This is a genomic window from Flagellimonas pelagia (assembly GCF_003584135.1).
Lineage (GTDB): Bacteria > Bacteroidota > Bacteroidia > Flavobacteriales > Flavobacteriaceae > Flagellimonas > Flagellimonas pelagia.
In genome coordinates this window covers 141,149-163,114 of record NZ_QXFI01000025.1, presented here as the reverse complement: position 1 = coordinate 163,114, position 21,966 = coordinate 141,149, and the positions used below count along the sequence as shown (strand labels likewise).

At 41.8% G+C, this 21,966-nt stretch carries 21 protein-coding genes; 16 read left to right on the top strand and 5 right to left on the bottom strand.

The annotated features are described in order from the left end of the window. Positions 1 to 570 precede the first annotated feature (570 nt). The 6 genes from D2V05_RS09645 (at position 571) to purD (ending at position 7,453) form a co-directional block, all read left to right on the top strand. Positions 571 to 1,347: a glycosyltransferase family 4 protein gene (locus D2V05_RS09645; RefSeq protein WP_183114814.1), complete on the top strand. Its 777-nt coding sequence runs from the start codon at positions 571 to 573 to the stop codon at positions 1,345 to 1,347. Beyond that, positions 1,344 to 2,645: an O-antigen ligase family protein gene (locus tag D2V05_RS09640; protein WP_119647376.1), complete on the top strand. Its 1,302-nt coding sequence runs from the start codon at positions 1,344 to 1,346 to the stop codon at positions 2,643 to 2,645. Before D2V05_RS09645 ends, D2V05_RS09640 begins: the two co-directional genes overlap by 4 nt. Beyond that, positions 2,590 to 3,696 carry a DUF1972 domain-containing protein gene (locus tag D2V05_RS09635; RefSeq protein ID WP_119647375.1) on the top strand — a complete coding sequence of 369 codons (1,107 nt, stop codon included), beginning with the start codon at positions 2,590 to 2,592 and terminating at the stop codon, positions 3,694 to 3,696. The genes D2V05_RS09640 and D2V05_RS09635 overlap by 56 nt, the downstream gene beginning before the upstream one ends. A gap of 8 nt (positions 3,697 to 3,704) precedes the next feature. Beyond that, positions 3,705 to 5,057: an undecaprenyl-phosphate glucose phosphotransferase gene (locus D2V05_RS09630; RefSeq protein WP_119647374.1), complete on the top strand. Its 1,353-nt coding sequence runs from the start codon at positions 3,705 to 3,707 to the stop codon at positions 5,055 to 5,057. A 6-nt stretch (positions 5,058 to 5,063) separates the two neighbouring features. After that, a complete protein-coding gene (locus tag D2V05_RS09625; protein ID WP_119647373.1) occupies positions 5,064 to 6,035 on the top strand; it encodes a UDP-glucuronic acid decarboxylase family protein in 972 nt (323 codons plus the stop codon). A 146-nt stretch (positions 6,036 to 6,181) separates the two neighbouring features. Then, entirely contained in the window at positions 6,182 to 7,453 is a 1,272-nt protein-coding gene (gene purD, locus D2V05_RS09620) for a phosphoribosylamine--glycine ligase (RefSeq protein WP_119647372.1), read from the top strand. Here purD and D2V05_RS09615 read toward each other — a convergent pair. Beyond that, on the bottom strand, positions 7,448 to 7,669 hold the full coding sequence (locus D2V05_RS09615; protein ID WP_119647371.1) for a DUF6341 family protein: 222 nt from the start codon (positions 7,667 to 7,669) through the stop codon (positions 7,448 to 7,450). The two genes, purD and D2V05_RS09615, sit on opposite strands and share 6 nt — an antisense overlap. A 39-nt stretch (positions 7,670 to 7,708) precedes the next feature. On the opposite strand from D2V05_RS09615, the gene D2V05_RS09610 reads away from it, so the two are divergent. The 3 genes from D2V05_RS09610 to D2V05_RS09600 are packed head-to-tail and all read left to right on the top strand — an operon-like array spanning position 7,709 to position 10,316. Then, complete coding sequence (locus D2V05_RS09610) at positions 7,709 to 8,641, top strand: DUF6427 family protein (protein ID WP_119647370.1); 933 nt, start codon at positions 7,709 to 7,711, stop codon at positions 8,639 to 8,641. Positions 8,642 to 8,677: 36 nt separating this feature from the next. Further along, entirely contained in the window at positions 8,678 to 9,283 is a 606-nt protein-coding gene (locus D2V05_RS09605; RefSeq protein ID WP_119647369.1) for a DUF4254 domain-containing protein, read from the top strand. Further along, a complete protein-coding gene (locus tag D2V05_RS09600) occupies positions 9,267 to 10,316 on the top strand; it encodes a glycosyltransferase family 9 protein (protein WP_235855429.1) in 1,050 nt (349 codons plus the stop codon). Before D2V05_RS09605 ends, D2V05_RS09600 begins: the two co-directional genes overlap by 17 nt. Here D2V05_RS09600 and D2V05_RS09595 read toward each other — a convergent pair. Further along, positions 10,313 to 10,930, bottom strand: coding sequence for a TetR/AcrR family transcriptional regulator (locus tag D2V05_RS09595; protein ID WP_119647465.1), 618 nt, complete (start codon positions 10,928 to 10,930; stop codon positions 10,313 to 10,315). The genes D2V05_RS09600 and D2V05_RS09595 overlap by 4 nt on opposite strands. Before the next feature lie 334 nt (positions 10,931 to 11,264). Here D2V05_RS09595 and D2V05_RS09590 point away from each other — a divergent pair, with 334 nt between their 5' ends. Continuing rightward, entirely contained in the window at positions 11,265 to 12,206 is a 942-nt protein-coding gene (locus D2V05_RS09590; RefSeq protein ID WP_119647367.1) for a TolB family protein, read from the top strand. A gap of 154 nt (positions 12,207 to 12,360) precedes the next feature. Here D2V05_RS09590 and arsS read toward each other — a convergent pair whose 3' ends face one another. Then, the gene (gene arsS / locus D2V05_RS09585) at positions 12,361 to 13,449 is read right to left on the bottom strand and encodes an arsenosugar biosynthesis radical SAM (seleno)protein ArsS (protein WP_119647366.1); all 1,089 of its coding nucleotides are present in this window, start codon (positions 13,447 to 13,449) and stop codon (positions 12,361 to 12,363) included. A gap of 102 nt (positions 13,450 to 13,551) precedes the next feature. After that, the gene (locus D2V05_RS09580) at positions 13,552 to 13,887 is read right to left on the bottom strand and encodes an arsenosugar biosynthesis-associated peroxidase-like protein (protein WP_119639159.1); all 336 of its coding nucleotides are present in this window, start codon (positions 13,885 to 13,887) and stop codon (positions 13,552 to 13,554) included. 417 nt (positions 13,888 to 14,304) lie between these two features. Here D2V05_RS09580 and D2V05_RS09575 point away from each other — a divergent pair, with 417 nt between their 5' ends. Further along, complete coding sequence (locus tag D2V05_RS09575) at positions 14,305 to 15,087, top strand: patatin-like phospholipase family protein (protein WP_119647365.1); 783 nt, start codon at positions 14,305 to 14,307, stop codon at positions 15,085 to 15,087. On the opposite strand, the gene D2V05_RS09570 is transcribed toward D2V05_RS09575, so the two are convergent. Then, positions 15,084 to 16,130, bottom strand: a complete 1,047-nt coding sequence (locus D2V05_RS09570; protein ID WP_119647364.1) for a ferredoxin--NADP reductase — start codon at positions 16,128 to 16,130, stop codon at positions 15,084 to 15,086. The two genes, D2V05_RS09575 and D2V05_RS09570, sit on opposite strands and share 4 nt — an antisense overlap. A gap of 297 nt (positions 16,131 to 16,427) precedes the next feature. On the opposite strand from D2V05_RS09570, the gene D2V05_RS09565 reads away from it, so the two are divergent. The 5 genes from D2V05_RS09565 to D2V05_RS09545 all read left to right on the top strand — a co-directional run bounded on the left by D2V05_RS09565 (position 16,428) and on the right by D2V05_RS09545 (position 21,921). Further along, positions 16,428 to 17,897: a DUF5687 family protein gene (locus D2V05_RS09565; RefSeq protein WP_119647363.1), complete on the top strand. Its 1,470-nt coding sequence runs from the start codon at positions 16,428 to 16,430 to the stop codon at positions 17,895 to 17,897. Positions 17,898 to 17,924: 27 nt separating this feature from the next. Beyond that, complete coding sequence (locus D2V05_RS09560) at positions 17,925 to 18,620, top strand: ABC transporter ATP-binding protein (RefSeq protein ID WP_119647362.1); 696 nt, start codon at positions 17,925 to 17,927, stop codon at positions 18,618 to 18,620. A gap of 132 nt (positions 18,621 to 18,752) precedes the next feature. Beyond that, complete coding sequence (gene porW / locus D2V05_RS09555) at positions 18,753 to 21,275, top strand: type IX secretion system periplasmic lipoprotein PorW/SprE (RefSeq protein ID WP_119647361.1); 2,523 nt, start codon at positions 18,753 to 18,755, stop codon at positions 21,273 to 21,275. A 6-nt stretch (positions 21,276 to 21,281) separates the two neighbouring features. Beyond that, positions 21,282 to 21,710, top strand: coding sequence for a bactofilin family protein (locus tag D2V05_RS09550; RefSeq protein ID WP_119639152.1), 429 nt, complete (start codon positions 21,282 to 21,284; stop codon positions 21,708 to 21,710). Continuing rightward, positions 21,688 to 21,921, top strand: a complete 234-nt coding sequence (locus D2V05_RS09545) for an AtpZ/AtpI family protein (protein WP_119639151.1) — start codon at positions 21,688 to 21,690, stop codon at positions 21,919 to 21,921. Before D2V05_RS09550 ends, D2V05_RS09545 begins: the two co-directional genes overlap by 23 nt. The last annotated feature ends 45 nt before the right edge of the window (positions 21,922 to 21,966 follow it).

Sequence of the window (21,966 nt, the reverse complement as noted above, 5' to 3'; positions counted from 1 at the left end):
ATACGGATGCCCACAACGTTTTCCCATTACAAATTTTGAATGATACGGGTATTGTTGGTCTGGCCCTGTTGTCCTTTGTTATTTTTCTTCTGTATCGAAAATTGAAAACCGGCATTATGAAGTTAATGTACATTGAATTTGTGGTTCTGTTAATGTTCCACAACATCTTTCCATATTTTCAATTATTTTGGTTCTTGATTGTATTAATTTTTACCATAGACAGAAAAAATGCAGAAACCTCAAGATAGGATTGCCATTGTTGATTTTGTTGGTTGTAAGGCGGGAATGGACCTCTATGACAGTAACTTGGCAGCTGGGCTCATTAAGGTTGGTGTAGATGTTTTGGTGGTTTCAAATTTTACTGCTGATGGGGTGCCTGCCACGGTTTTGTTCAAGAAGGAAACCCCAACACGATTTTCTAAATTCTGGAATTTTTTTTACGGGCATTTTAAGGCCTTTTATCTTTTGCGCAAAAGGGGTTTCAAAAAGTTCATTTTTCATTCATTTTCTTTTGAATGGAAGGATTTATTGGTTTTGACCTTTTCGAAATTATTAGGACTCAGGCTGTTCTTGATTGTTCACGATGTATCCGGGTTTGCAGATTCTGACAACGGTTATGTTAAAAGAATTGTCATTGGAAAGGTTGCAGATAAAGTTTTGGTACACAACCAGTTTTCCAAAGCAACCCTATTGAAAGGTTTCCCCGGGGAAATTGAATTTAAAACCCATATCGTTAAACACGGTAATTTTGAGGATAGTTCCGTAAGCTTGACATCAAAGGAGGTTGCCAGAAATATCTTGGGATTGTCTGGCGATAAGTTTTATCTCTTGTTTTTTGGCCAGATAAAAAAGGTGAAGGGATTGGAATTGCTGTTGGAAGCTTTGTCGAACGTTATAGATAAAAACGTATGCTTGATAATTGCCGGCAAACCTTGGAAAAATGATTTTAACGAATACCAAAAACTAATTGATGATAAAGGACTTGCCGATCGAATAGTTGCAAAAATCGGGTTTATAGAAAATCAAGATCGGGACCTGTTGTTTTCTGCTGCTGATTTATTGGTTTTACCTTATCATCGAATATATCAAAGCGGAGTTGCATTGATGGCAATGACTTTTGGAGTGCCATTGCTTACCTCCGACCTTGAGCCATTTGTCGAACTCATACAAAAAGATAAAAATGGCAATATCTTTGTCAGCGGAAACTCAGAATCGCTTGCCAATAAAATTTTAGAGGTTAAAGAGAATTATTCCGATGCCCTTGTTAAGTCTCAAAATGGTATGAGGCATGTGATTGAAGAGTATGATTGGGTGAAAATCGCAAGAAACTACAAAGAAATTTTATGAGCACTTTGAAATTAGGGGCGTTTAATACAGAATCCATATGTAGGGTAAGTTTAGGGTTGGTTTTGATGACGGTTTCATGGAATTATGGATTTAATGCAATAGCCTTGATTTTGTTTGGATTATCAATTGTTGCCTGTCTGATTAAAAATAAAAAACCATCAGATAATAAGCATTTGACTCCATTGGCAAAACTAATAATTGCATATGGGGCAATAAACCTGATTTCCGTTGTTTGGTCAATCGACCTAGAAACATCAATAAAGGGTGTTCCAAATAAAATTTTGTTCATTTTTGTGCCGTTGGCCTTTTGGGCTCTCGAAAGAGCATCAATTAAAAATATACAGGGCACAATTGTTTTCTTTGTGGCAGGTATACTTTTAACCGATACAATTTGCCTCATTAAAAGTTGTAATCATTTTTATTACTATAGAGATCTAGACGTTTTTTTTTACCATCGCCTTTCTGAGCAACAAGGATTGAATGCCATTTATTTATCATTATTTAACGGCATAGCATTTTTGACGGTATTCTACGGTAAATGGGTGTCAAAATTGTTCAAGGCCATTCTACTCCTGTTTTTTATTGTTTTTTTGTGGTTATTGCAATCTAAAATGATAATTCTGGGTATACTAACCGTTCTCTTGGTCGATTTGTTGATTAAATCATTTGTTGGAAGAAAAAGTAGACTTTGGATATTGGGCATGACTTTGGTATTATGTTCTATAGGGATTTGGGCCATTGTTAAATCTGACAGGTTTGAAGAAATCAAAAATTCACAGGTTGAGAAGGCCATGTTTGAAAACGACCTGTCCAATTTGGATGTTGATGGCATTTCAATTCGAATTGTCCAGTATAAGGCCCTGTATCAAATATTCAAGGAAGAGCCCTGGAGAATATTAACCGGATTTGGGCTGAAGGCACACCAAAAGAAGCTTAATGAGCAATATGAAAAGTTTGGATTGTATACTGGAGAAAATAAAAATGACGGGATTATAGGATTAAGTTTTCACAATCAATATGTTTATGCATTGCTCAGTTGTGGTGTTTTGGGCATGATAATACTTTTTGTATCGATATTTAAGGGACTATATTTCAATTATTTAGAAAATAGGAATATTTTATTTGGAAGTCTATATCTGTTGTTTTTTTTAAGCTTTTTCTCCGAAATGATTTTAGAAAGGCATAGAGGAGCGGTGTGCTTTCTTTTCTTAATATTCCTATTTAACAAAGGAAATCACAAACATGAAAATAGCAATATTGGGAACTCGTGGAATTCCAAATTACCATGGGGGATTTGAACAATTCGCAGAACATTTTTCAGTACACATGGCAAATAAGGGACATGATGTTTTCGTATATAACTCCCATAATCATCCCTATCAAGAAAAGGCATTCAAAGGGGTGAACATTGTCCATCAGTCCGACCCCGAGAACAAAGTTGGGACTTTTGGCCAGTTTATCTATGATCTGAACTGTATCAAAGATGCGAGAAAACGTGGATTAGATGTTATTCTTCAACTAGGGTACACCAGTAGTTCAATTTGGGGAAAGTTATTGCCCAAAAAGGCGGTAATAGTTACAAATATGGATGGGTTGGAATGGAAAAGGTCCAAGTATTCCAAACCTGTTAGATGGTTTTTAAAGATTGCTGAAAAGTTGGCAATTAACACCAGTGACTATTTGATCTCGGATTCCGTGGGAATTAGGAGCTATATAGAGGAAAAATACGGGTCGTCATCGGAGTTTATACCCTATGGTGCAGATTTGTTCACAAAACCTGATTTGAAAATTGTTAAAGAATATGGCCTGGATTCCTTCGGTTATGATATGCTTATAGCAAGATTGGAACCCGAAAACAACATTGATGTTATTTTGGAGGGTGTAGCCAATTCCGACGGTACCAAACCATTTTTGGTGATAGGCAAGCATGAGACCAAGTATGGTGAATATCTTAAAGACAAGTTTTCAGAGAACAAAAACATAAGATTTTTTGGAGGCATTTACAATCAAAATCATTTGGACAATCTCAGGTATTTTTCTAATATATATTTCCACGGGCATTCTGTAGGCGGCACAAACCCCTCCTTACTTGAGGCCATGGCCTCCAATGCCTTTATTGTGGCCAACGATAATGTTTTCAATAAGAGTATATTGAATGACGAAGCTTTTTATTTTAAGAACAGTGAAGATGTCGCAAAATTACTTCAATTAAAGAAGGATGATTATATTGAGCTGGGGAGTAAAAACCAGGACAAGATCGCTTCCTTGTATTCGTGGGACAGAATTAATGAACATTATGAAAACTATTTATTAAATTGTTTCAAAGAGTTTAATAAGGGAATATCTTAAACCCAACCATGATATTTAAGCAGCACAGATATTCAAACCTTATCACACCAATATCATATCTAATGGATTTGGCTGTGCTGAATATGTTCCTTTACATTCTACCCATTAATTTTCAGACCCCCCTGCTTATTCATTTATACATTTCCCTTGCATGGATTGTCATATCTGCAAAGAATGAATTTTATACCATATACAGGTTTTCCAAGGTAACCTACATTGTCAGGTTGATTTTTGTCCAGTTTGTTTTTTTGTTTTTAACCCTTTATGCTTTTATAGGTTTTTTCAAGCAGCCTGTAATCAGTAGGCTGGCTCTTGGTGAATATTTTGTAATTGTGCTGCTTGTTATTTCCATGATGAAGCTTTTAAGTTATTTCCTGTTAATGGAATATCGCGAGAGGGTTAAAGGAAATTTGAGAAATGTTGTGATTATTGGGAAAAACAAAAAAACGGACCAACTAAGAAAAGTCTTCAATGAAAGAACAGAGTTCGGATATAGTTTTTTAAAACAATTTTCGCCTAAGGCGATAGGATTTGAAATACAGGATTGTTTCGATTATATTCTCGAAAATAATATTGATGAAATCTATTGTTCGGTTTCAGAACTTAAAAATGAAGAGTTGGCCAAGTTTATCAGTTTTGCCGATAACAACTTAAAAACACTAAAATTCATACCGGACAATAAAAACATATTTTCCAAAAAACTGAAGTTCGAATATTATGACTACATCCCAATACTTTCACTTCGGGATATACCTTTGGATAGCCCCATCAATGCTTTTTTAAAAAGAAGCTTCGATATTGTCTTTTCACTAGTTGTAATTTTAGGATTGTTGTCATGGCTAACTCCTTTGTTGGCAATATTGATAACTTTGGAGTCCAAGGGCCCCGTTTTTTTTAGACAAACCCGTAACGGGATTGACAATAGGGAATTCTATTGTTACAAGTTCCGCTCTATGGCCCCCAACAAAAGCGCCGACCATATACAAGCCACAAAAAACGACATGCGTATTACTAGAATAGGAAGATTTTTAAGAAGAACTAGTATTGATGAGCTTCCCCAGTTTTATAATGTATTGTTTGGAACCATGTCTGTTGTAGGGCCCCGACCTCACATGGTAAAACATACCAATGAATATGCGGCCAGTGTGGACAAATACATGGTACGGCATTTTGTAAAGCCTGGAATCACAGGATTGGCCCAAATAAGGGGGTATCGTGGAGAAATTGAAAATGATGCGGACATCCAGAACCGTATAAAGTTTGATATATTCTATATTGAAAACTGGTCCATGTTCCTAGATTTAAAGATTATATTGCAAACCATATTGAATGCCTTTAGAGGGGAGGCAAAAGCTTACTAGGAAGAAATGAAAAAAACACTCATCACCGGCGCAGCCGGCTTTTTGGGATCACATCTATGTGATCGATTTATTGCCGAAGGCCATCATGTGATTGGTATGGATAATCTTATCACGGGCGATTTAAAAAACATTGAACATTTGTTCCACTTGGAACGTTTTGAGTTTTTTCATCATGATGTAACCAAGTTTGTGCATGTCCCAGGTCGAATGGATCATATCCTTCATTTCGCTTCCCCTGCAAGCCCTATCGACTATTTAAAGATTCCGATTGAAACTCTTAAAGTGGGTTCACTGGGAACACTCAACCTATTGGGATTGGCAAGGGATCACAAAGCGAGGATTTTGGTAGCTTCAACCTCGGAAGTGTACGGAGACCCACTGGTACATCCCCAAAACGAGGACTATTACGGAAATGTAAGCCCTATTGGCCCAAGAGGAGTGTATGATGAAGCCAAACGCTTTATGGAGTCCATTACCATGGCCTATCATAGACACCATGGGTTGGATACCCGTATTGTGCGCATCTTTAATACCTACGGGTCCCGCATGCGATTGAACGATGGTAGAGTGGTTCCCGCTTTTATTGGACAAGCGCTTCGAGGTGAGGACCTCACGGTTTTTGGCGATGGTTCCCAAACCCGCTCCTTTACCTATATCGATGATCAAGTGGAGGGCATCTACCGTTTGCTGATGAGCGATTATGTTGAACCCATCAACATTGGAAATCCTGATGAAACCACCATTCTTGAGTTCGCCGAAGAAATCATAAAACTGACAGGAACCAATCAAAAAATAATCTTCAAACCCTTACCAAAGGACGACCCTTTACAACGGCAGCCCGACATTACCCGCGCCAAGGAGATTTTGGGTTGGGAACCCAAAGTACATCGCTCCGAAGGGCTTAAAAAAGTATACGAATACTTTAAATCCCTTTCCCACGACGAGTTATACCAAGCACACAGAGACTTTCAATCCTAAGTACATTACTTTCTAAGAACTCCAATATTGGATTGATGAAAGTTCGTGCCATTCGCGCCATACATGTCCAGATGGATTAACTCTAAAAAGCTATTTTAATCCTAGATTAACTACGAATTGAGTTACTTTTGCCAAAACTTTGAATCATGAACATCTTGGTACTGGGTTCTGGCGGACGTGAACATGCCATCGCCCTTAAAATCTCACAAAGTCCAAAAACCTCAAAATTGTTCGTAGCCCCTGGCAATGCTGGCACTGCTGCCATTGCCACGAATATACCGGTCGGTGTAAATGATTTTGATGCGATAAAAGAGGTTGTGTTAAGGGAGAGCATTGATTTGGTGGTGGTAGGCCCTGAAGACCCTTTGGTGAACGGGGTACATGATTTTTTCTTGAACGATGCTGAATTGAAACCCATTCCGGTTATTGGCCCACAAAAAGCCGCTGCCGCCTTGGAGGGCAGCAAGGAATTTGCCAAAGAGTTCATGATGAGGCACAACATCCCTACTGCTGCCTATGAAAGTTTTACCGGTGAATCTTTGGAGAAGGGATATGCCTTTTTGGAATCCCTAAAACCGCCCTATGTACTCAAGGCCGATGGATTGGCCGCCGGTAAGGGGGTGTTGATCCTTCAGGATTTGGAAGAAGCCAAGACGGAACTGAAATCCATGTTGTTGGATTCCAAGTTTGGTTCTGCCAGTGCCACAGTAGTGATTGAGGAGTTCCTGGACGGAATCGAATTGAGCTGTTTTGTGCTCACCGATGGCTCCAACTACAAGATCCTTCCCACCGCAAAAGACTACAAACGTATCGGCGAAGGGGATACCGGACTCAATACAGGCGGTATGGGGGCCATTTCCCCCGTTCCTTTTGCAGATTCCGACTTTATGGATATGGTGGAGTCCAGAATCGTTAAACCGACGGTAGAGGGCCTTAAAAAGGATAACCTGCCCTACGTCGGGTTTGTCTTCATAGGCTTGATCAAAGTAGATGGCGAACCTAAGGTAATTGAGTACAATGTACGCATGGGAGATCCAGAGACCGAGGTGGTCATCCCTAGGCTAAAAAGTGATTTGGTTGAGGTACTTGTGGCGATGGCCAATGGCACTTTGGATCAAATCGATCTTCAAATTGACGAAAGAGCAGCTACAACAGTTATGGCCGTGTCAGGGGGATATCCCGAAGCCTATGAAAAAGAGAAGGAAATTATAGGTGCGGATACCATTGAGGATTCAATCGTATTCCATGCCGGCACCAAGCTGCAAGATGGTAAGGTGGTGACCAATGGCGGGCGCGTCATAGCGATCACTTCCTTCGGAAAAGATTTTAAAGAGGCACTACAAAAGTCCTATCAAAGCATGGAAAAACTCCATTTTGATGGCATGTATTACAGAAAAGATCTAGGGTTCGATCTATAGGTAAGAGTGTGAGCTGATGCTCTTGTCCTCTTCACCATTGTCATTAAAGATCTTCAATTGCTTCATCCAATAGGCTGCGGCAATCAGTCCGATCACAAAAAAGATCCAGTTCATGGTGTTGGATGCCCACCAGCTATGCAAAAAGCGAAAAAAATCGTAGGGGGCAAAAAGGTAGTTTACAAATAAGTCTTCTATACCGTAAAAAAACTTGCTCATCTTGGCTATATTTACTTTACAAAAGTAGCAAAAGAAAGGATGATTTCAAGCTTTTTCGGAAAAACAAAACCCATTGTCCATTTCGTCCTTGCTATTTTATTGCTCCTTTTTTATTTCGGCAGGATATTTTTTGTTGCCGGGGAGAAAAGTTTCTTCGAAGAATTTCCGTGGGAACTGCTCGCCTTTGGAGTGCTTCTCTTGGTCATTTTTATCATCAACCAGATTGTTAGAACGGAGAAGTTGACGGATTTTAACTCCTACGCCATACTTTTTTTTGTGCTCTTGGCGATTGCCTTTTCCGAGGAGTTTGAACATAAAAATGCCATTTTTACCAATTTGTTTCTTTTGCTTGCCTTATGGCGACTGCTTTCCATAAAGTCGGTCAAAAATGTAAAACACAAGATTTTTGATGCCTCCCTTTTAATTGCACTGGCCAGCTTGTTCTATGATTGGGCCTTGGTGTTCTTGGTGCTCATTTTTGTGGTAATCAATATGTACGATCGCAAGACCTTCAAAAACTGGTTGGTTCCCTTATTGGGTGTGGCCACTATATTCATTTTGACCTTTACCACCCTTAAAGTGTTGGGTTCGCTTGATTTTTTTGAACGACACTATCAATTCACATTGAGTTTTTTGGAGGCCTACTCCTTTCTGCAGGTATTGAACGTAAAGGCACTCGTATATTTTATTTTGGCCGTGGTTATTGCCATTCTGGTCTTTCTGCGGATGCGAAGCGTGGGTGGGGGAAAGCTATTGCATTTGAGAATCCTTTTTTTGGCCTTGGTGTTTGGTATTTTGATTACCCTGTTCACCCCCGAGGACGAATCTCCAGTATTGATTACCTTTTTTCCCGCTTCGGTTTTCCTTGCCAATTACTTTGAGGCCATCAAAAGAAAAAAACTTCAGGAAATTGTTTTGATTCTTTGCCTGCTGCTCTCGTTCCTGCTTTTTGCCCTGGAGCTTAATCGTTAAGGCATAAAGCAATATCTTTGACGAAATTTCAAAACCATGTTCAGCAACTTTGCTTTTGGCATATTCCAGGAAAGTATCGATACCTATCACATTAAGGACGATGTGTACCAAGCATTCTCAAACCCATATCCAAAGGATAAGATCGAACATCTTTTGTACCGAAAGAACTGGATAGATACCGTGCAATGGCATTACGAGGATATCATCCGTGATCCGGCCATCGACCCGGTGGATGCCTTGGACCTGAAACGTAAAATCGACGCCAGCAACCAAGACCGAACGGATTTGGTGGAATATATTGACAGCTATTTCCTTCAGAAATACCAATCGGTACAAGTAAAGGAGAATGCCACCATCAATACCGAAAGTCCGGCGTGGGCCATTGACCGACTCTCTATTTTGGCCTTGAAGATTTATCACATGCAGGAAGAGGTGAACCGTACCGATGCTTCCGCGGAGCACATTCAAAAATGCAGCGATAAATTGGCCGTGTTGTTGGAACAGAAAAAGGACCTATCCACTGCCATAGACCAATTATTGGCCGATATAGAGGCGGGCAATAAGTACATGAAAGTCTACAAACAGATGAAAATGTACAACGATGAGGAACTAAACCCAATACTCCGTGGACAAAAAGGGTAGCAACCCCCATTTGTTGGTCATCCGCTTGTCGGCCATGGGCGATGTGGCGATGACGGTTCCCGTAATCAGTACGTTGTTAGAAAAATACCCAGATCTTCACGTAACGGTATTGACCAAACGACCCTTCCTGCCCATTTTTGAAGACATGGAGCGGGTAAACGTGTTGGAGGCAGACGTGAAAAAGCGACACAAAGGCCTGATGGGACTGTGGCGACTTTATCAGGAATTAAAACCATATCATTTTACTGCCGTTGCCGATTTGCACAATGTGCTTCGCAGCAGAATTTTGAAAAAGTATTTTGCCACCAGCGGGGTTCCCTTTGTCCAACTCGATAAAGGTAGAAGCGAAAAGAAAGCATTGACCCGATCCAAAAGCAAAGAGTTCAGGCCATTGAAAACAACCGTGGAACGCTATGCCGATGTTTTTGCACAATTGGGATTCCCGATAGAATTGTCCCTTGCCAAACCTTTGGCACGTATACCACTTTCTGAAAAAATTCTCGATTTGGTCCATCAGGATACCAAAAAATGGGTAGGGATTGCCCCTTTTGCGGCCCACTCAGGGAAGATGTACCCGTTGTTTTTGATGGAAAAGGTTATCAAGATCCTTTCCAATACCGATAAGTATAAAATATTGTTGTTCGGAGGTGGAGAGCAGGAAGTAGAACGGCTCGAAAGGTTATCAGCCGAGTATGCCAACACCCAATGCATGGCCGGAAAACTGACTTTATCCGAAGAATTGCAATTGATTTCCAATTTGGATGTAATGCTATGCATGGACAGTGGCAATGCCCATTTGGCGGCCAATTATGGCATTCCTGTGGTCACGCTTTGGGGCGTTACGCATCCGTATGCCGGGTTTTACCCCTTTCATCAACCTATGGAGAATGCATTGCTGGCCGATCGGGAACAGTATCCTTTGATTCCTACTTCGGTATATGGGAACAAAGTACCCAAAGGGTACGAAAATGTTATGGAGACCATCGATCCCCAGCAGGTGGTGGACCGACTTTTGAAAATTTTGGAGGCTTAGGCCATCACGGGCTGTGGTTCCAAGGACTTAAAGTAGTGCTTCAACTGTTGCGCGTATTGGTATTTCAACTGGCGGTTGCTACTGTCCGTCATCAATGAACGCATCCCCAAATAAGAAGCAATAATGTAAGTGGCCACGCCCTCACAATCCACATGGCGGGCAATATACCCATCCAATTTGCCCTTTTTAAGCACGGAAACCAAGTTTACCTCCCAAACATTCAAAATGTCCTTTAAATACCCACTGATTTCCTCGTTGCGCTTGTTGAACTCCGTTAAAAAGTCGTTCAGCATAAAACCGTAGGCCATCTCATTCTTCTTGCCGGGCTCCAAAGCGTTCTCCAGGCTCTCCACAATAATGGGCAACGGATTTTCCTCGGTGTTCAGGGGTTCGATCAACAAGGCATATACCTTTTGTACGATAAGGTTCTGTACAATGCTGATAAAGTAATCTTCCTTCGATTTAAAATGATGGTAAAAGGCGCCTTTGGAAAGTGATAGTTGGTTTAGAATATCGTCCAAGCTGGTGTTGTAATAGCCCTTTTCGTTGAAGATTTCGAGGCCCTTGCCACACAAACGGTGCATGGTTTCCCTGCTTTTAAGAGTGGTTTCCATTAGATTTGGGTTTTGCGGAGCGATAAATCCATTCATAAAGATTTAAAGGAAATAAACATTCCAAAAGAATTAAGGACGTAACGATGATAAAAATCGGCAAAATGTCAAAAAATCGGCCAAATACCCAAAACCCAAAAATCTGAACCGACTTGCAGGTCGGTTAAATGAACTGTTGGACACGTTGAAAGGCATTCAAAATGTGGAAACATTTAAAGTAAAAAAGCCCTAACTTCACTTATCAGTCGATATAGTTCATTGAAACGGAACCATAGCTATAAACGTTGGCAAACATTTGGTGCGATATGTACCTGTACGAACATATAAAATTGATAGAATGAAGAGATTGGGACTTTTTTTTATTACAACTTTTATATTTTTATCCTGTTCACAAGAACAGCAATATTTAAAGTTTGATTCAAACGTCCCGGGAATAACACCTAAAATATTTGCTAAGAGTGTTTTAAGCCCAAATAATGAACATGTTGGGTATTGTGAATTTTCAAAGGACGGTTCTGATTTATACTATACAATTACTACTGATACATGGTTTCCAACACAACTTATAAAAGTAAGCAGTGATAACCTTAAATTGAAAAATACACTTAGTCTTATTGGAAGTGATTTTGAAGGAGAACCATGTTTTTCAAAAGATGGGCAGATTTTATTTTTTACAGCAGTATTACCTCCTAACGAAAACAAGTGGCATTCGGATATCTATTATATGAAAAAATCTGGCAAAAGCTGGAGTAAGCCAGAACAAATGGATTCACTAATAAATAGTAATGCAAGTGAATGGAATATCACTTGCTCAAATAATAATACAATCTATTTTTGCTCGGAACGAGAAAAAGGCACGAGTGCGTGGAATGGAGATATTTATAAAGCCAAAATTGTAAATGGCCAAACGCAAGAACTTGAAAAACTTCCGGAAATCATTAATACTGAATATCATGAAAGCGACCCCTTGATCGCACCAGATGAGAGTTTTCTTATTTTTCATTCGAATCGACCGGGAGGATTTGGTATAAAGGATAAGGATGAAGATGTAATTCACTGCGATTTATATATATCCTTTAATGAGTCAGGCAAATGGACAAATCCAATCAATATGGGAGATCAAATAAATACAACAGGAATTGAAATGGCTCCTGCTTTGACTCCAGATGGAAAATACTTTCTATTTACTAGACGTGAATCAATAAATACAAGCAAACCATCAGAAATTTATTGGGTAAGCACAAAAATATTCGAAAAATATAGAGAGAAAATAAAATAAACATTTGCCAAAACGGGTTCATACGCCATGCGGTTTTCAAGCTCTCGGTTTTTGCTGGCAAAGTTCATAATGGAGATAGGTTCGTGTCTACCTATTCCTGCACAGGCACATAGCCCTATCCGATAAGTGCAATTCCCCAATTTCTTCCCAAAACCTAAGCCACCGTCCCCTGGCAACTACTACCCGCACCGGCCGTACAGCCATAACAGTGTTGGGAGATCACAATATTTCGGTCGTTCAACACTTCTTCATTATAGTCCTTAATGTGCTTCACCTTGCTGGCGACCTTTAGGTCGAGCATTTGGTTAAAGTCGCAATCGTACAGCCACCCGTCCCAACTCACCGAAATGGTGTTGGTACACATCACATTGGCCACCGCAGAGGGGTTAAAGGCTTCCACCAGGGAATACATATAGTCCTCATAATTGTCCGAGGCCAACAGATAATCCAAAAAGCGGGAAATGGGCAGGTTGGTAATGGCAAAAAGGTTGTGAAAATCAATATCAAAATCCTCTTTCAGTGCCTTTTTAAAATCATGCTCCAAAGCCATCTGGTCCCCGGGCAAAAAGGCCCCGGAGGGGTTGTATACCAAGTCCAATCTTAAATCACTGTCGGGCATGCCATAGCCCACTTTATTCAAGGCCTGCAACGCTTGTATGGATTTATCAAAAACGCCATCGCCACGTTGCTTGTCCGTTTTGTTACGGGTGTAGTGCGGCATGGAGGATACCACATGCACATTGTGCTTTTTAAAGAAATCCGGTAGGTCGTGGTATTTCTTGTTCGCCAAAATAATGGTGAGGTTGGAGCGCACAATAAAATCCTGGATGCCCGCTTTGGAGGCTTCTTCCACAAACCATCTGAAATCAGGGTTCATTTCGGGCGCTCCCCCGGTTAGGTCCAAGGTATGTGCCCCGGTGTTCCGGATGACCTCCAAACACTGCTCCATGGTCTCCCGGGTCATGATTTCCTTGCGGTCCGGACCTGCATCTACATGACAATGTTCGCACACCTGGTTGCACATGTACCCCACGTTGATCTGCAGGATCTCCAGTTTTCTGGGTTTTAGGGGAAACTGTCCCGTTTGGGCGATTTTGTCCTTAAAAAAAGGAAGTTCCCCATCGGCAAAAAGGTCCCCGTTCAGGATATCCATCTGTCTGTGGGTATCGGCCAGTTCGTTGTGCCTTGCCTTCAAGGATTTTTTAGCGGCGTTCTTTATCTCCGTCAGTATGCTTTGCTCCATTTTAATCTTACAATCACAATTGATTTATTACTCCCATGTATTGCTTCCTCTGAAATCCAAACCGCGAAGCGGTCCAATGTCCAAAAACGAAGTGAGTCCAAATCACATGGAAAGTTTGTTGTACTTGTTCATCATCATGACCCCATGCACCAAAGTGGCCCCACTTTCAATGGCGGCGCCCGCGTGTACGGCTTCCATCATTTCTTCTTTGGTGATGCCCCGCTGCAATCCGTCCTTCGTATAGGCATCAATGCAATAGGGACATTTCACTACGTGGGCCACGGCTAGGGCAATTAGGGATTTTTCACGGGCACTCAGGGCACCTTCCTCAAAAACCTTTCCGTAATAATCAAAAAACTTCTTCCCAAGCTCCTCGCTCCATTCGGTTATGTTTCCAAATTTTCGTAAATCCGCTGGGTCGTAATATGAATTGGCCATAATTGCTTCTTTTGTGGTAAAAACCGTTTCGTGTTTCTAAACTACGACAATTATCACTAGGGATTTTGGTCGAAAGGAGATCATGAAGATTACATTTTTTGTGTCGGAAACCAAAATTTTACCAATAGACCACTGGGTCGGTTTTGATTATGAGGAGGTTACGAAAACCTCGATATGCAAAAGAAAAGGATCGTTATAAGTTTGTTTTTGGGCATGATCGGACCTAAAACCGACTGATCGGTCGGTAAGCGCAATAGCCCGAGAGAATCAAAACTTGGCAATATTGGGCTTGGTTAGAGGTATTTTTGGACTGAAAAATTTCCTATGGATGAAATTAACGTAAATCCAATGTTGTGTACTGTCTTGAAATAGGGCAATAATGTACCTTTACCTGATTTTGAGCTATTTTTAGGTAAGATGTTAACTGATAAGACGATAGGATTGGTGCTTTCCGGCGGAGGCGTTCGGGGGATGGCCCACATAGGACTGATTAAGGCCATGAAGGAACACGGAGTGGAAGCCCAAATGGTGGCCGGTACCAGTATCGGGGCATTGGTCGGGGCTTTGTATGCCAATAACAATACGGTGGATGAAATGCTTACCTTTTTCAAGGAAACACCAATATTTCAGTATAGTTTTTTTACCATCAACAAGCCCGGATTTATCGACACTGAACGGTACGCGGCTATTTTCAAGGAATATTTTCCCCATAATGCCTTTGAAAGCTTGAAAAAACCATTGTTTATAGCGGCTACGGATTTATTGAGCGGGAAGGAAACCATGTTTCATTCGGGCCAACTCATAAAACCGCTTTTGGCTTCCGCGGCATTGCCTCCTGTTTTCAGTCCGGTTGATATTGATGGCATTCTTTATGCCGATGGGGGCATTATGAACAACTTTCCAAAGGAATATCTGGAAGAACGCACGGGGTTCATCATTGGGAGCAATGTGTCCATCACAGTCCCCATGCAAAAGAAAGACCTTCGAAATTCCATTCAATTGACGGGGCGGGTCACCAGTTTAATGATCCATGCCTCCAATGATGAGAAGTTGCACGAATGTGACCTCTTCATCGAACCCAAAGAATTGGATAAGATTGGGGTGTTGGACAAAAAGGGCATCGAAAATGCGTTTCTTATTGGCTACGACCATGGCAGCCGAGCCCTCGAAAAAATAATGACCAAACCAGCAAGTTCCTAAACGTCGTCGTAATCGATGATTAAGATGGGGCTGGTTGGATGGGATTGGCAAGTTAAGATCAGGCCTTCGGCAATTTCCCCATCGGTCAAGATCTGGTTTTTTACCATTTGGGCCGAACCTTCCTTGATACGGGCAATGCAACTACTACAAACACCACCCTGGCAAGAGTACGGGGCATCGATTTTCTGCTTCAGTACGGCATCCAGCACCAAATGTTTGCGATCCATCACCAAATTATAGGTCTCGTCGTCCAGGATGACCTCCACTTTTGTCATGCCTTCCAAGTCTTCGGCCAAGGTATCCTCGGTTTCGGTGGTAGTGAACAGTTCAAAATGGATTTTGTCCTCGGCAATACCATTGCCTTTCAAGGTATCGGAAACCATATGGATCATCTCTTCGGGTCCGCACAGGTAAAAACCGTCAAAAGAGGTTTCCTTGAATTTGTTTTTGACCACAAAGTTGACGGTCGATTTTTCAATGCGTCCAAATAAAGAATCGTCTTCATGTGACCTACTGTATACATATTGAACAAAAAACCGTTCGGGATATTTTTCTTTAAGTGTCTGTATTTCTTTGAAATACATGGTTTCTTGTGGTGTTTGGTTGCCAAAGACCAGAACAAAGGTACTGGCGGGATGACGTTCCAAAACCGTTTGGGCAATGCTCATGATCGGAGTAATGCCACTTCCGGCAGCAAAGGCTGCTATGTGCTGTGGACCTTCCGCATCAAAAATGAAACGCCCTTCGGGGTGCATTACTTCCAAAACATCCCCGGCTTTCAGCTTTTCATTGGCGTGAACCGAAAATGTACCGTTTGGCATTTTCTTGATGCCCACCGTCAACTTGCCAGAAGATGGGGGTGATGAAATGGAATAGGCGCGGCGCAATTCTTTGTCGCCCGTATTATATTTTATGGTGATGTACTGTCCGGCCTTGAAGGCGTAAACATTTTTTAGGTTATCTGGAATTTCGAAGGTAAGGGCCACGGAATTGGGGGTCAAGGTATCTACCGAGGCTATTTTTAGGGCATGAAAATCGCTCATGAAATAAAATTTGCTGCAAAATTAAGCATTAGTCATCTTTTGGACAGGTATTTTTGAAAAAAGGAGAACTTTTGTAACAAATCCGATAATTTAGATACCAATTAAAAAACCGCAATATATATTTTTCGGATGTAAGGAATGGAAGGATGTCAGTTCGAGTTTTTTCCAAAGGAAAAAGTATCGAGAACAAAGTCCACTCCAATGAAATTTTGATTCTCGATACTATTTTTCGAAGACACCTTCAAAAAATCACTCGAATTGACAAATTTCAACTGAAACACAATAAAAAAACCGACCATGTTCAAACACTTCATTGGACTCCAGTGGAAATCCTTTTTTAGATCGGCATCCTTTAAGACCGAGATCTGGTTCAAGATTTTGATGGCCTTGGGAGCCCTATATTTTACCTTGGTATTTTTAAGTATGGGTGTTGGGGCCTTTTACTTGATTGAGAAATCCGGTTTGGGCGACCCCTTGCGTGTAGTGAATCGTTTTATGATCTATTATCTGGCCTTTGACCTAGTGTTTCGATATATGCTGCAGAAAATGCCGGTGACCAACATTAAACCGATGTTGTATCTGCCCATCAAGAAAAGTCAAGTAGTGAACTTCTCCTTGGGGAAAACCGTGATTTCCTTCTTTAACATTGCCCATGCCTTTTTCTTTATTCCCTTTAGCGTGATATTGTTGGTGGAAGGCTACCCGCCATTGCAGGTAATAGGCTGGCATTTGGGAATCATGGCCCTCATTTATTGCAACAACTTCATCAATATCATGGTGAACAACAAGGATTCGGTATTTTATGTGCTGGCCGCGTTGTTCATTTTGGCCGGTGCTTCGCAATACTATGCCTGGTTCGACATTACCCTTTACACCCATCCTATTTTTGATTACTTGTATAATCTGCCTTGGACGGCCATTGTACCGTGGATGTTGGTTGTAGCTCTGTATTTTTCCGCGTTTGCCTATTTCAAAAAGCATATGTTCTTGGATGGGGGATTGGCCAAAAAGCAAACCGAGGCCCGTACCGAAAACCTGGATTGGCTCAACCGTTTTGGCAATTTGGGAACCTTTTTAAAGAACGACATCAAACTGATCAAGCGAAACAAGCGTTCGCGCACCGCCGTGATCATGGGCTTCTTCTTTATTTTTTATGGATTGCTCTTTTTTACCCGTTCCATTGAGGTATATGACAATCCGTATTGGAAGATTTTTGCCGGTATTTTTGTTACCGGGGGCTTCTTGTTCAGCTTTGGGCAGTACGTGCCCAGTTGGGACAGTAGCTATTATCCGCTCATGATGAGCCAAAACATCAAGTACCGGGAATATTTGACCTCCAAATGGTATTTGGTTATTATTGCGACCATTATTTCTACTATTTTGGCCAGTTTCTACGTGTATTTCGGCTGGGAGGCCTATGCCGCGGTTTTGGTCGGGGCCATTTATAATGTAGGCATCAATAGTTATTTGGTGCTTTGGGGAGGGGCTTATGTGAAGACTCCTATTGAACTCACTTCGAATAAAAAAGCCTTTGGTGACAAACAGGCCTTTAATGCTAAGACCCTATTGTTGACTTTGCCCAAGATTCTTTTGCCCATCGTAATTTTTGCCATCGGTCAATTGCTGATAGGCCCCGTGGCAGGATACCTCTTTGTGGCGGCTTTTGGACTGTTGGGCTTTGTGTTCAAGGAGCGGGTGTTCAAAATGATAGAGAACATTTACAAAAAAGAAAAATACAAGACCCTTTTGGCCTACAAACAGAAATAACAAATCGACCTTAAATACTGACAATACATGATAACAGCACATACCCTTTCAAAAAAATACGGAGCGCAGACCGTTTTGAATATCGATCACTTGGAAATTCCCAAAGGACAAAGCTTTGGACTGGTAGGCAACAATGGAGCCGGTAAGACCACTCTTTTTAGCCTGTTGTTGGATTTGATCCAGCCCACTTCTGGGCATATCATCAACAATGGGGTGCAGGTGGATGAAAGCGAAGCATGGAAACCTTTTACTTCCGCTTTTATTGATGAATCCTTTTTGATCGGATACCTTACCCCCGAGGAATATTTCTACTTTATCGGGGAACTCCGCGGCAGGAACAAAGCCGATGTGGACGCCCTTTTGGAAGGATATAGCGATTTTTTCCATGGGGAGATTTTGGGTCAGAAAAAATATTTGAGGGACCTTTCCAAAGGAAACCAGAAGAAAGTGGGCATTGTGGCCAGCTTTATCGGCAATCCGGAAGTGGTGATTTTGGACGAACCCTTTGCCAATTTGGATCCCACAACACAGATCCGGTTAAAGGGCATCATCAAGGATCTTGCCGCCAAAGAGGAGGTTACCGTGTTGGTCTCCAGCCACGATTTGATCCATGTAACCGAAGTGTGCGAGCGTATTGTGGTGCTCAATAAAGGAGAGATTGTGAAGGACATCCATACCTCTACCGAAACCTTGAAGGAACTGGAAGCATTCTTTGGAGGATAAGACCTCTTAAAAGGACAATAAAACAATTCTTGTATTTTATCGATAAGCCTTATAATAATCTGAATTTTTTTGAGTTAAGGTTACACACGATTATCGATAATTTTGAAGTTTCGTCACGCACTTTTTATCGCCATGGTTGTTGGGGGACTGGCTTTTAACGCTTGCTCTACCCAAAAGGACAAATTCATCAACAGAAATTGGCACGCACTGAACACCAAGTACAACACCTTGTACAATGGAAATCTTGCTTTTGAAAAAGGCCGAGAAGAACTCAACAGTGGTTACAGCGATGACTATTGGGAAATCCTTCCCGTGGAACGCTTGGAGGTTACCGATGAGATCAAACTCGACTCTGAGGACAACAACCCCAACTTTATCATTGCAGAGGAAAAAGCCACTAAGGCCATCCAAAAGCATAGCATGGACATTAAGGACGAAGAGCGAAATCCCCAAACAGATGAAGCTTTCCTATTGTTGGGCAAGGCCAGATATTTTGACCAACGTTACATTCCTGCCTTGGAAGCGTTCAACTATATCCTGAGAAAGTACACGCAAAGCGATAAATTGAACGAGGCCACCATTTGGAGGGAAAAGACCAATATGCGGTTGGACAATCCCGAAGTGGCCATAAAAAACCTAAAAAGGTTGTTCAAATATGAAAGTTTGAAGGATCAGGAATATGCCGATGCCAATGCCGTTTTGGCACAATGCTACATCAACCTGAACGCTCCCGATACGGCCATCCAAAAATTGAAAGTGGCACAGGCATACACCAAAAAGAATCCAGAAAAAGGCCGTTACCTGTTCATTATCGGGCAGTTGTACAACCAATTGGGTCATAAGGACAGTGCCAACTATGCTTTTGACAAGGTCATTGCACTCAACCGAAAGTCTCCCAGGGTGTACATGATCAATGCACATTTAAAAAAAATCCAGAATACAGAACTAACGGATTCCAATAAAGAGGACATGTTGGAGTACCTCACCGATTTGGAAGAGAATCGGGAAAACCGACCTTTTTTGGATAAGATTTATCGCGAAGTGGCCCAATTCCATCTGGCCAATGGGTCAGACAGTCTAGCCTTGGCCTATTACAACAAATCCCTTAGGGCTACCCAAGGAGAAAAGAAACTGAACGCCCTCAACTACCAAAGTCTGGCCGATTACTATTTTGACCAGGACGAATACAAAACAGCAGGGGCCTATTACGACAGTACCCTGACCAACTTGGCAGAAAACACGAGGCAGCACCGCAACATCAAGAAAAAGTTGGACAACTTGGAGGATGTGATCAAGTACGAAGATATCGTTCAAAATGCGGACAGCATCATTACCCTATATCAAATGCCGGAAGCGGAGCGAAAGGCCTATTTTGAAGATTTTATCGCCGAGCTGAAACGCAAGGACGAAGCGGCTGCAGAAAAGGAGCAGAAACGTGCTGCGGCCGGGTTTGCCACTTTTGCCAACAGCAAGGGCGGCAAGGAGAACAAGGGCAAGTTTTATTTTTACAACATCACCAGTTTGGGGTATGGTAAAAATGAGTTCAAGACCCAATGGGGCAACCGCACTTTGGAAGACGACTGGCGTTGGAGCAACAAATCCAAAACCTTGGTTTCCGAGGCCACGGGTGAAGAAATTGCGGAGAACGGTCAGCCTACAAACCTGACCGAAGACCAAAAATATTCCCTGGACTTTTATTTGGGAAGAATCCCCACGGATGTTGCCGTGATTGATAGCTTAAAGACCGAGCGGAACTTTGCCAATTATCAATTGGGTTTGATCTATATGGAAAAGTTCAAGGACAATATGTTGGCCGCGGCCAAATTGGAGCGCGTTTTAGCTTCTGACCCCGAAGAAAGACTTATCCTTCCATCCAAATATAATCTGTACAAGATCTATGAGGAATCCGGTAGCCCATTGGCCCAGAACATGAAGCAGGACATCATCCTGAACCATCCTGATACCCGTTATGCAGAAATCTTGCTGAACCCACAGGCGGTGTTGGAAGGGAATACCGATAGTCCCGATGCGCGGTATGATGCCCTTTACAAATTGTACGAGCAGCAGGAGTTTTTCAGGGTGATCACCCAATCGCAAGAATACATCAATAAGTTTACGGGTGACCCCATCGTACCCAAGTTCGAAATGTTGAAGGCAAATGCCATTGGCCGACTTCAAGGGTTTGAGCCGTTCAAGGAAGCGTTGAACTATGTGGCCTTGACCTATCCCAACAATCCGGAAGGAAAGAAAGCGGAGCAGATTGTGGAGGAACAATTGCCGAAATTGGAGAACAAGGAATTTTCCCCAGAGACGGGTTCTACCGGAGCCGGTAATTGGAAAGTGGTGTTCCCTTTCAAGATCCGGGATGATGAAAAGGCCTTGGCGCTCATGACCCGTTTGGAAGAAGCCATCAAGGAACTGCACTATAAAAATATTGTCTCCAAGGACATCTATAACCTAGAGGATGAGTTTGTGGTGGTGCATGGTTTCAGGTCGCAAGACTTTGCCCTGGGCTTTGCCGAGCTTATAAAAAACAATAAGGACTACCGCATTAAAGATGAGAATTTCGTAGTTTTATCGGACAACTACAAAATCATCCAGGTCCACAAGAACTTAGAATCATACAAAGCACAAATTTTAACCCCAAAACCTTAGAACACAATGTTTTCTGACAACAAAAAACCACGACCTATGAATGAATTTGGCGGACAACCCAACAGAATTGAGAAGAACACGAAAATTAAAGGTGATATCACTTCCGAAGCCGATTTTAGAATCGACGGAAAATTGGAAGGCAACGTAAAGACTTCCGGTAAGGTGGTCATTGGTAAAGACGGCTACATCCATGGAAAAGTGGAATGCGTGAATGCCGACATTGAAGGTAAGTTCAACGGCGAGCTTATGGTGAAGGACCTTCTTTCCCTAAAGGCTTCCGCAGTGATCGAAGGAACCGTAAGTGTGGCCAAGTTGGCCGTAGAACCTGGGGCTACCTTCAATGCTGCCTGTACCATGGGCAAAGCTGCCGCTGCTCCTGCTTCTTCTCCCAAACTGGAGACCACTAAGAGCAATGAGCCAGCAAAAGTCTCCTAAGAAGAACATAAAGAACAATTTAAATACAGCAGCCCGTTTGTCCGGTTCGGCCATTCAAATGGGCATTGTTATTTATTTGGCTGTACAAGGGGGAAAATGGCTGGACGGCCATTTTGGGACCGAAAAGGTCTTTATGCCCATCTGTACCATTTTGGGTGTGGCCATTTCCATATATTTGGTCATTCAGCAATTGAAAAGGATCAACAATTGAACATCAGGTCGTTCCCCTTCTTTTTTCTAACCCTTCTTTTGGTAG